Source organism: Thioclava sp. JE_KL1 (assembly GCF_009296265.1).
Lineage (GTDB): Bacteria > Pseudomonadota > Alphaproteobacteria > Rhodobacterales > Rhodobacteraceae > Thioclava.
The window spans coordinates 440,518-453,266 of sequence record NZ_WBJS01000004.1; the positions used below are offsets into that span (position 1 = coordinate 440,518).

At 64.2% G+C, this 12,749-nt stretch carries 10 protein-coding genes and 1 tRNA gene; 4 read left to right on the forward strand and 7 right to left on the reverse strand.

Going from position 1 to position 12,749, the window contains the following annotated elements:
* Window positions 1-77 precede the first annotated feature (77 nt).
* The 3 genes from F8R15_RS09935 to F8R15_RS09945 all read right to left on the reverse strand — a co-directional run bounded on the left by F8R15_RS09935 (window position 78) and on the right by F8R15_RS09945 (window position 3,277).
* Window positions 78-1,469: a peptidoglycan -binding protein gene (locus tag F8R15_RS09935; RefSeq protein ID WP_152844458.1), complete on the reverse strand. Its 1,392-nt coding sequence runs from the start codon at window positions 1,467-1,469 to the stop codon at window positions 78-80.
* A 3-nt stretch (window positions 1,470-1,472) separates the two neighbouring features.
* The gene (locus F8R15_RS09940; protein WP_078520972.1) at window positions 1,473-2,669 is read right to left on the reverse strand and encodes a biopolymer transporter ExbB; all 1,197 of its coding nucleotides are present in this window, start codon (window positions 2,667-2,669) and stop codon (window positions 1,473-1,475) included.
* Between the two features lie 62 nt (window positions 2,670-2,731).
* Window positions 2,732-3,277: a gamma-glutamylcyclotransferase gene (locus F8R15_RS09945; protein WP_152844459.1), complete on the reverse strand. Its 546-nt coding sequence runs from the start codon at window positions 3,275-3,277 to the stop codon at window positions 2,732-2,734.
* Between the two features lie 47 nt (window positions 3,278-3,324).
* On the opposite strand from F8R15_RS09945, the gene F8R15_RS09950 reads away from it, so the two are divergent.
* Window positions 3,325-4,380 (forward strand): DUF2125 domain-containing protein, encoded by a 1,056-nt coding sequence (locus tag F8R15_RS09950; RefSeq protein WP_152844460.1) that lies wholly within the window; start codon window positions 3,325-3,327, stop codon window positions 4,378-4,380.
* Between the two features lie 3 nt (window positions 4,381-4,383).
* On the opposite strand, the gene F8R15_RS09955 is transcribed toward F8R15_RS09950, so the two are convergent.
* The 4 genes from F8R15_RS09955 to rpsD form a co-directional block, all read right to left on the reverse strand.
* Window positions 4,384-5,007, reverse strand: coding sequence for an extensin family protein (locus tag F8R15_RS09955; protein ID WP_152844461.1), 624 nt, complete (start codon window positions 5,005-5,007; stop codon window positions 4,384-4,386).
* Window positions 5,004-5,930, reverse strand: coding sequence for a prephenate/arogenate dehydrogenase family protein (locus tag F8R15_RS09960; protein WP_078520974.1), 927 nt, complete (start codon window positions 5,928-5,930; stop codon window positions 5,004-5,006). The genes F8R15_RS09955 and F8R15_RS09960 overlap by 4 nt, the downstream gene beginning before the upstream one ends.
* Window positions 5,927-7,027 carry a histidinol-phosphate transaminase gene (hisC, locus tag F8R15_RS09965; RefSeq protein ID WP_078520975.1) on the reverse strand — a complete coding sequence of 367 codons (1,101 nt, stop codon included), beginning with the start codon at window positions 7,025-7,027 and terminating at the stop codon, window positions 5,927-5,929. The genes F8R15_RS09960 and hisC overlap by 4 nt, the downstream gene beginning before the upstream one ends.
* A gap of 363 nt (window positions 7,028-7,390) precedes the next feature.
* Entirely contained in the window at window positions 7,391-8,011 is a 621-nt protein-coding gene (gene rpsD / locus F8R15_RS09970; protein WP_078540514.1) for a 30S ribosomal protein S4, read from the reverse strand.
* 442 nt (window positions 8,012-8,453) lie between these two features.
* On the opposite strand from rpsD, the gene F8R15_RS09975 reads away from it, so the two are divergent.
* From F8R15_RS09975 to F8R15_RS09985, 3 genes are all read left to right on the forward strand, one after another.
* Window positions 8,454-9,635 (forward strand): sugar ABC transporter substrate-binding protein, encoded by a 1,182-nt coding sequence (locus tag F8R15_RS09975; RefSeq protein WP_172976201.1) that lies wholly within the window; start codon window positions 8,454-8,456, stop codon window positions 9,633-9,635.
* A gap of 6 nt (window positions 9,636-9,641) precedes the next feature.
* Window positions 9,642-11,747, forward strand: a complete 2,106-nt coding sequence (locus tag F8R15_RS21450) for an ATP-binding cassette domain-containing protein (protein WP_172976202.1) — start codon at window positions 9,642-9,644, stop codon at window positions 11,745-11,747.
* A 200-nt stretch (window positions 11,748-11,947) separates the two neighbouring features.
* A tRNA-Ser gene (locus F8R15_RS09985) sits at window positions 11,948-12,037 on the forward strand.
* Window positions 12,038-12,749: the final 712 nt, after the last annotated feature.

The following is a 12,749-nucleotide window of genomic DNA, read 5'->3' on the forward strand; positions in this document are numbered from 1 at the left end:
CGCAGCTTGCAGGGCAGTGCCGAGCGGCGGCTCGGCGCATTTCTCGACTGGCGGACGGAGCTCAGCTGACCGGCGCCTTAGCGCTCGGTCAGCTTCAACTCGATCCGGCGGTTCTGAGCGCGCGCTTCGGGCGTGTCGGCGGTGTTCACCGGGTCGAACTGCGCGAAGCCGGCGGCGGCGAGGCGTTGCGGCGGGAAGCCGAGGCTCTCGACCATGTATTTCACCACCGAAAGCGCGCGGGCCTGACTCAGCTCCCAGTTATCCTTGAATTCGCCCTGCCCCGACAGCGGCGTGTCGTCGGTATGGCCGTCGACGCGGATGATCCACGGGATGTCGCCCGGGATTTCCCCACGCAGTTGGTCGAGCAGCGAGGTCACCTGCTTGATCTGCGCGCGGCCCGCATCAGACAATGTCGCGGAAGCGGGCGCGAACAGCACCTCTGAGGAGAACACGAAGCGGTCGCCTTCGATCTTCACGCCCTGCTTGCCCTTCAGAAGCTGCGAAAGCTTGCCGAAGAATTCAGAGCGGTAGTTCTCCAAATCCTTCGCCTTGGCCTCGGCCTCCTTGCGCATCTTCTCCTGCAGGTCCGCGCGCTTCTTCTCCTCAGACGCCGCACGGGCGAGCGCCGCATTCAGCTGCTGGCCGAGATTGTCGAGCTGCACCTTGGCCGCGGCATCCTTCTGCTGCGCCTCATCGAGCACGTTTTGTAGTTGCGCGAGTTGACTGCGCAACGCCGCGACCTGCTGATTGAGCAGCGCCACTTTCTTCTGCGCGCCTTCCGAGATCGCCTGCTGATCCGCCAACGCCTTCTGCGCGGTAGCTTTCAGCGCCGCCTGCTTCTCGGCCTCGGACAGCTGCTTGCCGAGCTGCTTTTCCAGATCGTCCTTCGCGGTCTGCGCGGCGGCGAGCTTGGTCAGCGTGTCCTCGGCCTGCTTGCGCGCCTCTTCCAATTGCAGCGTCATCGCCGCGACCTCATCGCCCGATTTCGTCAGCTTGTCGCGCAGATCGGCGATGGTTTCCTTGCTTAGCCGGATTTCGTCGGCCTTGGCGCTCGCATCCTGTTGGGCGGCGTTGCGCTCGCCCACCAATTGCGCGACGCGAGCCTCGAATTCGGTGATCTTCTGCTTGGCATCGGCCAGCGCGGCTTTGCGGTCATCGAGCTGCGAGGTGAGCGTCGAGATCAGCGAGTCCTGCTGATCGGCTTTGTCCTTCGCATTCTCCAACTCGCCGGTCAGTTGCTGCGTCTTCGTCTGTTGCAGCGACAGCGCCTTGGCGAGGTTCGACACCTGTTCGTTCAGCTGAATCAGCTCGCCTTCCTTGGTGCTCAGCGTGTCACGCAGCACCGATTGCACGATCATGAAGATCGACAGCACGAACATCAGGACCAGAAGAAGCGCCGTCATCGCATCTACGAAACCCGGCCAGATATTGGTCGAGAACCGATTGCCACCGCGCCGTGCCAGAGCCATGAATTAATCCTCGCGATGCGGTTTGTAGCCGAGGATCGCGCGCGTCAGCCCCGCGAAATCGTGGCGCAGCTCGGCCATGCTTTCCTGACGCCCGGCGCTGACTTCCTCGAGCATCCGCATCATCTGCTGGTCGATCGAGCGCAGCCGCATCCGTGTCTCCATCAGCGCCTCCGCCTCGGGAGCGCCTTCAGCCGTGCGTTGCGCGAGGTGATCGAGCGCGCCGATCAGCCGCTCCTGCCCCTCGGCCATCTGCTGCAGCGCGCCTTGCTGGCGGTGACGCGCATCCATCTCTGCCGAGAGCCGTTCCGACAGGTCGTGAATGGCGTTCGACAGATGCGCGATCCGCGCCTCGGTCTGCACGCGACCGGCATCGGAGCGCACGAACAGCGTCTGGATCTGGTCCATCTGTTCGGACATGTGATCTAGGACGCCCGCCACCATCGAGCCTTCACCATCGCCACCTTCGAGCGCGGTAAAAGAGAGCCGCGTGATCGAGGAAATCCATTCCTCCAGCTCACGGTAGAACCGGTTCTGACCGTGACTTGCGAACAGCTCCAACAAGCCCACCACCAGCGAGCCCGCAAGACCCAGAAGCGACGAGGAGAACGCCGTGCCCATGCCGCCCAGCTGCGCCTCCAGACCCGTCATCAGATTGTCGAACACGCCGATCGCGCTCTCGCCTTCCTTGGGCGCCAGTGCGCGGATCGTCTCGACCACCGCAGGCACGGTGGTGGCGAGGCCGTAAAACGTCCCGAGAAGGCCAAGAAAGATCAGCAGCCCCGCGATATAGCGGGTGATGTCGCGCGCCTCGTCGATCCGGGTCGCGACGGATTCGAGGATCGAGCGCCCCGAGGACGACGACACCGCGCGGCGCGCCTCGCGCGAGCCCAGAAGGGACGCAAGCGGCGCAAGCATCGACGGCGGGCGCACCTGCGGACGACCGGGACGGTCAGCGGCGAAGCTTTCGATCCAGTTCACCGCCTTCACCAGCTGCACAACCTGCCAGAAACAGGCGAGGATGCCGAAGACGAAGACCGCGAGGATTACCCCGTTCAGCCAGGGATTGGCGAGGAAAATCGGGAAGATGCGCGAATAGGCGAAATAGCCACCTGTAGCGACCAAGCCGAGCACCAGAAGCATCAGGATCACCTGACGCACGGGTTGTGAGAATTGCGGCTCCAGCCGGATCGGCTCTTCCATTATTGCCCCTCTTGCCTGTTTGCGCAGAGCCTAGCGAGGGTGCAGCCCTTCGCCAAGGGCTATCACGACAAGTCGTGCAGCCGTGCCACCAATGCATCAAGATGGGGATCGGGGATGCCCAATTCGTGCAGATGCTGGGCAGTATTGAACAGATAATCGCGGTTCGGACCGCGCCCGCCGGTGGCGCTGGCGATGATCCGCGCCTGCTCGTCATCGGAAAGCCCGCCGCAATACTGATCGTGATGGCGGTCGATCACATAGGTGACCGCGCGCACGCGCCGCCCGTCATTCAGATCGACGTCGATCTCGCGTTCCAGATAGGCCGAGGTGACCAGCTCGCGCTCGCGCAGATAGGCCATGACCTCGTCTTCCTGTCCGGGCTTCACCGCGAAGGCGAGCCCCGCGCAGGCGCCCTGCCCCTCGTCGAGCGCCAGCACCAGCCCCGGCGCTTCGGGCGTGCCACGGTGCACCAGTGAGCGCAGGCAAAAGCTGCGCTCCCAACCCGGCGCACGGGCGAGCATCCGCTCGTCAAAATCGAAGCCGGGGTTCCAGATCAGCGAGCCGTAGCCGAAGACCCAGATCCTGTTGTCGTCGCACTGGTCCTGCATGAGAACACGGCTTACATGGGGTTCAACCGATTTGCAAAGAGGCGAAGATGCGCAAACTGATCATTCTGGTGCTGGTCGCGACGCTGGCCTATTGCGGCTACTGGTTTTACGGCGCGCATAAGATCGAAAACGGAGCTCGCGACATGCTCGCGCAGGCCCGGCAGGAAGGCTGGGGCGATGCGCAATCGGTCTCTCTGGCGGGCTTCCCCTCGCGCTTCGATCTGACCTTCGACAAGCCCGAACTGAAGGATCAGGGCGGCCTGTGGCACTGGAGCGCGCCCTTCGCGCAACTCTTCGCACTCGGATACGAACCCAACAAAGTGATCGCCTACCTGCCCTCAGGCCAGTCACTGCAACTGGGCGATCAAAGCTACAAGCTGACGCAAGAGGACATGCGCGCCTCGCTGACGGTGGGCTATTCAACCGCGCTGCCGCTGGAGCGGGCGATCGCCGTGATCTCCGCTCCGGTGCTGACGCCCACGGGCGAAACGTCCCCCGCGCTTTCGGCCGATCAGCTGCGCCTCGCCATCGAGCGCAAGGACAAGGCACAGGGCGCGCTTGGCGGCTCGGCGCAAGCCGCCGATCTGGTGATGCCCGCCGCCGCCTATCGGCTGGGCGCGGAGGCGAAGTCGCTGAAACTCCCCGCCGATCTGCTCGAGCGGGTCGACCCGAAGGGCAAGCTGCCCGACACCATCGCACGCATCCATTTCGACGCGCTCATGGGCACGCGCGAGCCGATCGACCAAAGCGCGCTGGAAGCGGGTCTGCCGGGGCTGATGACGTTCTCGGTTACGGATCTGTCGCTGAGCTGGGGCGGCAACGATGTCTCGGTCGAGGGCAACCTGACCGTCGATCCCTCGGGCTATCCCGACGGCACACTGACGATCCGCTCCGCCACGTGGCGCAATTGGGTCGGCATCGCGCAGAGCATGGGGCTGATCGGCAAGGACCAGGAGAAGCTCGTGACCGGGATCGGCGCAATGTTGGCCGCGAAGAACCCCGACGGCGCGCTGGAAGTGCCGCTTGTCTTCAAGGACGGGCAGATGAACCTCGGCCCGGTGCCGCTCGGCCCCGCACCGCAACTGATCGCCCAGCGTCAATAAAGGTTAACGACAGTAAGTGCCATTTCGATAGCGGGCCACATCGACATGGATGTGGTCCTGATGGAAGCGATCCGATCTCGGGCCGAGCACGGTGCCGAACGGACCGCAGGCCGATTTGTGCATCTTCTTGATCACGCGGCCCTTGCGCCAATCCTTCAGCACGGTCAGCGTCTTGCCGTTGCGCAGGACCACGCCCGAGACGTCGATCGCGTTGCCCTTGGCATGCTCGGACAGCTTCGCGCCGGGCTGCGAATTGCGGCTCCGGCAGGAATAGGAGGCTGCGATGCGGATCGCCTCGATCCCGCCGCCGCGCCGTCCCACCGCCGGTTTGATCCCGCGATCGACCCAGCGCTTAAAGGACTTTGCCGCCGAGCAATTCACCCGAACCGGCGAGGTCAGACGGATACCGGAGACGGAGGTGATCTGAACCGGACCGGCGATGCCGCAGCGCCCCGGCCCGTCGATCGGCGCGATATGCGCGCCTTCCAACCCAGCAATGCCGCAAAGCTCACCCGACGAGGAATAGCGCGCCGAGCGCCTGTCGTCGCCGCGCCCGCAGGACCCAAGCGCGACCACCGCTGCCAAGGCAATCAGCGCGACCGCCTTGTTACGACCGATGGCGCTCATGCGTCTTTCTTCGGCGCACCGCGCCCGAAATCGGGCGCATCCGTATCCTGCCCGGCCTCGATGATGCCGCGGCGGATCGCGCGGGTGCGCGTGAAGTAGTCGTGCAGCATGTCGCCATCGCCCATGCGGATCGCGCGCTGCAACATGAACAGCTCTTCGGTGAAGCGGCCAAGGATATCGAGCGTGGCTTCCTTGTTGGTCAGGAAGACGTCACGCCACATCGTCGGGTCCGAGGCCGCGATCCGGGTGAAATCACGGAAACCCGTAGCGGAATATTTGATGACTTCTTCGTGGGTTACACGACGAAGGTGATCCGCCACACCGACCATCGTATAGGCAATCAGGTGCGGTGTATGCGACACGACCGAGAGCACGAGATCATGGTGATCGGGCGCCATCTCGTCGGTATTCGCGCCCATCGCCTCGACCAGCGACTTCAGCCGGGTCAGCGCCTCGGGGTCCGTGCCCTCGATCGGCGTAAACAGCCACCAGCGATTGGCGAAAAGCGTCGCAAAGCCCGAGCGCGGGCCGGACTGCTCCGTCCCTGCCAGCGGGTGGCCGGGGATGAAATGCACGCCTTCGGGCACATGCGGGCCGACCGCGTCGATCACCGCGCGCTTGACTGAGCCGACATCGGTGATCGTAGCCCCGGGGGCCAGATGCGGCGCGATCTCTTCGGCGATCTTCGCCATCGCGCCGACCGGCACGCAGAGCACCACCAGATCCGCGCCCGCGACGGCCTCGGCAGCGGTCTCATAGACGGCATCGACCAGCCCGATCTCCAGCGCGGTGTCGCGCGTCTCGGCGGAGCGCGCATGACCGACGATCTCGCCCGCCAGGCCCTTCTCGCGCATCGCGTGGGCCATCGACGAGGCGATCAGGCCGAGCCCGATCAGCGCGACCCGCTGGTAGAGCTGGCTCATCTGGGCACCTCGATCCCGCCTGCCTTGAAGACGCCGATCAGATGCGCCACGCGACGGCACGACGGTTCGTCGCCCACCGTGATGCGCAGGCAGTTGGGCAGGTTATAGCCCGCGACCCGGCGCACGATGATCCCTTCGGATTTCAGGTAGGTATCGCAATCGGCAGCCTCCTGCTCGGAGGCGAGACGCGCGAGGATGAAGTTCGCCGTGGAAGTATCTGACGGAACGCCCTTTTCCGCCAGCGCTTCGGCCAGCCACGCGCGCAGGCGCGTGTTGTCATCGCGGCATTTGTTGACCCAGTCCTGATCGCGCACGGCGGCCTCTGCAGTCTCCTGCTGCGCGGTCGAGAGGTTGAACGGCCCACGGATGCGGTTGAGCACGTCGATCACTTCGCGCGAGCCGTAGCCCCAGCCGACGCGCAGCCCGCCGAGACCGTAGATCTTCGAGAAGGTCCGCGTCATGAAGACATTGGGCAGGCGCGTCGCCAGCTCCGCCCCGCCGTCATAGCCTTCGACATATTCCGCATAGGCCGCGTCGATCACCAGCAGCGCGCCTTTCGGCAGCCCCGCCGCCAGCCGCTCCAGCTCCGCCAGCTGGATCATCGTGCCAGTCGGGTTGTTCGGATTGGCGAGGAAGACGAGCTTGGTCTTCTTGGTGCAGGCGCTCAGGATCGCATCGACATCGGTCGTGCGGTCGCGCTCCTTGACCTCGATCGGCGTGCCGCCCGCGGCCATGGTCGAGATGCGATACATCAGGAAGCCGTGCTCGGTGAACACCACCTCGTCGCGCGCGCCGACATAGGCCTGGCACAGGAAGTGGATGATCTCGTCCGAGCCCACGCCGCAGATGATCCGGTCGGGGTCGAGCTTATGCACCTCGCCGATCGCCGTGCGCAGCTTGGCGTGGTCGGTCGGGGGGTAGCGATGCATCGAATGGGCGCATTTCGCGAACGCGTCCTTGGCCTTGTCAGAGGGGCCGAACGGGTTCTCGTTCGAGCTGAGTTTGACGGCATCGGTGCGCCCCGCCACATGGGAGGCGCCGCCCTGATAGAGCTCGATGTCCATAATACCGGGCTGGGGGCGAATATGCGTGGTCATTGTGCACTCCTGAATCGTGGCCCGAGTTCTATCCGCCATGGCGCGACAGGGCTAGTGAGAAGATCACCCGCATAGCAGACGCGGCAGGGATGCAACGGGTGAGAGGCAATCCCCGCCCGGATCAGCCGCGCAGCGGCCCGGGCAGCGCCCGACCGCCCCCTCGGGCGGGCGCTTTGGTGGCGTCAGCGCGCGGATCGAGGTTGTCCGGATTTCGCGAGATAAAGCGAAGACCACGAAACGGGGCGCGCCCACCCGGCGGTCAGGCCCTGCCCTCGGCTCGTATCGCGCCGCCCCATCGCCCAAAAGAAAAAGGCCGCGCCCCGGGGGCACGGCCTTTCCGAATGATCGGCGAAGACTGAGAGATCAGTTCTTCGCGTAGAATTCGACCACGAGGTTCGGTTCCATCTGAACCGCGAAGGGCACGTCGGACAGAGCCGGGGTGCGCACGAATTTCGCGGTCAGTTTGTTGTGGTCGACTTCGAGGTAATCCGGAACGTCGCGCTCGGGCGACTGAACGGCTTCGAGAACCAGAGCCATCTGCTTGGACTTCTCGCGGACTTCCACCACGTCGCCTTCTTTCAGGCGGTAGGAGGGGATGTTCACTTTCTTGCCGTTCACGAGCACGTGGCCGTGGTTCACGAACTGGCGCGCAGCGAAGACGGTCGGAACGAACTTGGCGCGGTAGACCAGCGCGTCGAGGCGGCGCTCGAGCAGACCGATCAGGTTTTCACCGGTGTCGCCCTTCACACGCTCGGCTTCGGCGTAGATGCGGCGGAACTGCTTCTCGGTCAGGTCGCCGTAATGGCCCTTCAGCTTCTGCTTGGCGCGGAGCTGGATACCGAAGTCGGACAGTTTGCCCTTGCGGCGCTGACCGTGCTGGCCGGGGCCGTATTCACGACGGTTGACGGGCGACTTGGCGCGGCCCCAGATGTTCTCGCCCATGCGGCGGTCGATTTTGTACTTGGCAGACGTGCGTTTGGTCACGGCTGATCTCCTTCATTATAGTTTCGAAGGGCGTTGTCCTCCTCCGGGCCTCGCGGCGACCGGCGACAGGTTTCCTCTTGCGAGGTCCACCAACACCAATGAATAATCCCGGCAACTCGCGTCACCGGAATGGCGGGCTTATACAGCGGCGCGCGCGGGTGTCAACCACTCCGGGCGCCACATCGGTGCCGCGCGAAGCCAGCCGCTCGTCTCCCCTACTCTTCTGAGTTGCCCCGGAACGCCACATCCTCGCAGTTTCGTGAGTGCTTTGTGTTCGCCACCCCCCTGTTCAGAGCAACATTTCAAGCCATGATTGCGCTAACGGGACGCGTACCGGATGCGCGTCACGGCGCTGTCCTGTCCGTAACCGGCACAGGCGGCGCGCTGGGGCAAGGCGATGCCACCCCACGGGAGGAACCCATCCGGCCTTAGGAGGATTATAATGAAAGACATTCGTCGCTCGACGTGCGGAACCGCCGCGCGTCTCGCTGGAACCAGCGTTCTCGCGCTTGGCCTGATTGCAGGCGCCGCGCAAGCCCAAGGTGTCACCGCCGACAGCTTCGGCGCTGATTTCTCGGCCATGGGTCAACTCAAGGACGTTGCCGCCAAAGGCAAAGGCAAAGTGGGCGTGCTGCTGCCCGACACAGCAAGCTCGGCCCGCTACACCTCGTTCGACGAGCCTTACCTGAAGAAAGCCTTCAAGGCAGCGGGCCTGTCCTCGGACGATCTGATCATCACCAACGCCCAAGGTTCGGAAGCTGATCAGCTCACCCAGGCGCAAACCGACATCAGCCAGGGCGCGACCGTTCTGCTGATCGACCCGATCTCCTCGGGCGGCGGTGCGGCTGTCGAGAAATACGCCAAAGAGCACGGCGTCGCGGTCATCGACTATGACCGGATCACGCTTGGCGGCTCGCGCGACTATTACATCAGCTTCGACAACGAATATGTCGGCGAGCTGATCGGCAAGGGCATGGAACAGTGCCTCAGCGACTGGAACATCGAGAAGCCGAATATCCTCGTGATGGCGGGCTCGCCCGATGACAACAACGCCACGCTGTTCAAGCAGGGCTACATGAGCGTGCTGAAGCCGAAATTCGACGATGGCAGCTACACCAATGCGGGCGAGCCCGCAGGTACCTGGGATCCGTCGGTCGCCCGGACCACCTTCGAGCAGCAGTTCACCGCGCATCAGGACATGAACGCCGTCGTCACCCCGAATGACGACAACGCCAACGCGGTCATCTCCTATCTCAAGACGCTGAAAGTTCCGCCGAAAGCCTTCCCGACCACCGGTCAGGACGCGACGGTCACCGGCCTGCAGAACGTGCTCACCGGCTACCAGTGCGGCACCGTCTACAAGCCGATCTACCTCGAAGCTCAGGCGGCAGCGGCGCTCGCGCTCTACATGCGTGCTGGCGACACCCCGCCCGACGGCCTCGTCAACGGCAAGGTCAATGACAGCCAAGGCGGCATGGACGTGCCCTCGATCCTGCTCAAGCCGATCTGGGTCACCCCGGAGAACATGGCCGACACCGTCGTGAAAGACGGCTTCGTCGACACCTCCAAGCTTTGTGCGGGCGACGCAGCCGATGCGTGCAAAGCCGCTGGCATCGGGAACTGATAGCCAATGATGGACACGGGTAACGGTACCGGGTCCCTGACGGAGGATCGCGACGCGATCCTCCGTATTCGGGGTCTGGAAAAGAGCTTCGGTGCAGTGCAGGCGCTCAGCGGGGTCGATTTCGACGTCCGCCCCGGCGAGGTAACGGCACTGGTCGGTGACAATGGCGCGGGCAAATCCGTGCTGACGAAAACCATCGCCGGCATCCATGAAGCCGATGGCGGCGTGATCGAATGGGAAGGCAATGACGTCCGCGTCCGCTCGCCCCGCGACAGTGCGGAGCTGGGCATCGAGGTCGTCTATCAGGACCTCGCGCTGTGCGACAATCTCGACGTCGTGCAGAACATGTTCCTCGGTCGCGAAATCCTGACCAACGGGATGCTCGACGAGGATGCGATGGAGCGCGCCGCGGCGGAGACGCTGCAAGGCTTGCGCGTGACCACGCTGCGCTCGATCCGCGCGCCGGTCTCGGCGCTTTCGGGCGGTCAGCGGCAATCGATTGCGGTCGCCAAGGCCGTGATGTGGAATTCCAAACTGGTGATCCTCGACGAGCCCACCGCGGCGCTCGGCGTGGCCCAGACCGGTCAGGTGCTGCAACTGGTGCGCCGCCTCGCCGATCAGGGTCTCGCGGTGGTGATGATCTCGCACAACCTCAACGACGTCTTCGCGGTCTCCGACCGGCTCGCGATCCTGCGTCTGGGCGAGATGGTCAGCCAGGGCCCGATCGAGGAATACGACACGCAGCGCGTGGTCGAACTGATGACCACGGGCAAATCCGATCACGTCGTCGAAGCGGGCGCGATGCGCGCCGCCGCCTCGATCGCGGCGGAGAACGCCAAGGATGTCGCGGCCCAACGCGAGGCGTCGGGCGACAGCGGCCCCTCCGCCGTGGTGGGCGCCACGACCGAGGATCAGAGCTTCTCGAGCTACCTCTCGCGCACCTGGGCGAAGATCAAGGCGGGCGAGAGCGGCGTACTTCCGGTTCTGCTGGGCTTCGTGCTGATCTCGCTGATCTTCCAGTTGCAGAACCCGAAATTCCTCTCGCCGGGGAACGTCGTGAACCTGCTCGTTCAGGGTTCGGTCTTCATGATGATCGGGATGGGACAGGTCTTTGTCCTCTTGCTGGGCGAGATCGATCTGTCGCTCGGCTTCGTGGCCGGGATCGGGGCGACGGTGGCGACGCTGCTGGTGGCGCCGGGTACCGACTGGCCCTGGTGGGCGGCGGTCGTGGCGGGCCTGGCCGTGCCTGCGGTACTGGGCATCTTCCAGGGCTCGCTGATCACGCGGCTCAAACTGCCCTCTTTCGTGGTGACGCTGGCGGGTCTTCTGGGCTTCAACGGTCTGATGATCCAACTGCTGGGCGCCGGGGGAACAATCCCAGTCGCGAGTGACACGATCAACAACTTCGCAAATGGCACGCTGAGCCCGCTGATGGGCTGGCTGATGACCGGAGCCGTGGTTCTGGTCTTCGCGATCATGACCTTCAGCAAGGATGCGAAACGTCGCAAGAGCGGCCTCGTCGCTCCGCCTATGGGTCTCACCGTCGCGAAGATCGCCGCGGCCGTAATCGCGGGTATCGTGCTGGTGACGATCTCGAACATGAACCGGGGCGTCGCGCGCTTCCCCCTCTCGGGCATGCCGTGGGTGATCCCGATCGTCTTCGCGGTGCTGCTGGCATGGTCGTTCCTGCTGGGACGGCTGAAATTCGGCCGCTACGTCCTCGCCATCGGCGGCAATGCAGAGGCCGCGCGCCGGGCGGGCATCAACCTGCGCCTGATCCGGACCGCAGCCTTCACGCTGGCTGCCACGACGGCGGGTCTGGGCGGCATCATCTACGCTTCGCGCCTGCGCTCGATCTCCACCAGCTTCGACGGTGGCACGATCGTGCTCTATGTCGTCGCGACGGCGGTGATCGGCGGCACCTCGCTGTTCGGCGGGCGCGGCCATCCGATCCACGCGATCCTCGGCGGCGTCGTGATCGCGGCGATCGTCAACGGCATGGCGCTTCTGGGTCTGCCGGCGGCGGTGCAGCTGATGGCGACGGCGGCGGTGCTGCTCGCTTCGATCACGGTCGACGTGGTGGTGCGCCGGCGCGGCGAGACGACCCGCTAAGCCAAGCGAAACCTCTTGAAAACGAAACGCGCGCGAGACATCTCGCGCGCGTTTTTCATTGCACCCGGCGCCCCTGCCCCACGCCGACCGGCGCCCCCGCCTGCGCCACTTCGGCCCCACGCGAGGGAAATCGCAAACCACCCGGATTTCCGCCGAAAAACCGCTTGTCTCCCCCCGAGACGATCCCTATACGGGTCCGCGGAGACGTGGCCGAGTGGTCGAAGGCGCTCCCCTGCTAAGGGAGTAGGCCCGGAAGGGTCTCGAGGGTTCGAATCCCTTCGTCTCCGCCATTACCCCCTGATTTGACTAGGAAAATCGGGCATATTGACCCCCTACCCGCCAAAAATCCCGCCAAACAAAAAACGCTTGCTCGTAGCGCGGGTACTAGGTGATCAACAGCCGCACCGTTCGCAGCGCAATGTAGAGTGCTAGTTTGGCAGGCCTCCACCCTGGCCATATGCAATACCTTAGGGCGCGGCTCGGCTACCGTTCTCAACCGTCTTTTGGGCTTTTTAGCTTTAACCTTAAAAAGCCACTGGCTCTTTTCGCTCTTTCTCTCTTGATTGGATGCGTCGACTGAGGAGACCTGCCCAACGGACTGCGACAGCTTCTCAACGCTCAGTTCCTTCGCGCAGTAGAACGTCTAGATTTCGTCACACTGGACTGTCTCGGAACGGGTTCCCGTGGATCGTCCCGTTGTGGTAAGCGGCGTAGGTTGCGACCGCGCCGCTTCTATGATCGCAAGGCGCACATCAGGCTCAGTAATTCCCTGCAGGACTTCGCCATTACTGGCGAGTTGATAGCCGGAAAACCTTTGCAGGACAGCCTGCTCAATATTTTGAGCGGTTTGGGCGGCTCTGTTGCACAAATCGGTTGATGGCCGAGGTTCCCCTTTCCCCGGACGGACTTATCCCACAGCTTCCGTGACGGGTATGCCGAGCGCGGTGTAGCCGTTCATGATGGCGATGCGGACCTGAAGTTCCGCGATCTGGCGATCGAAGT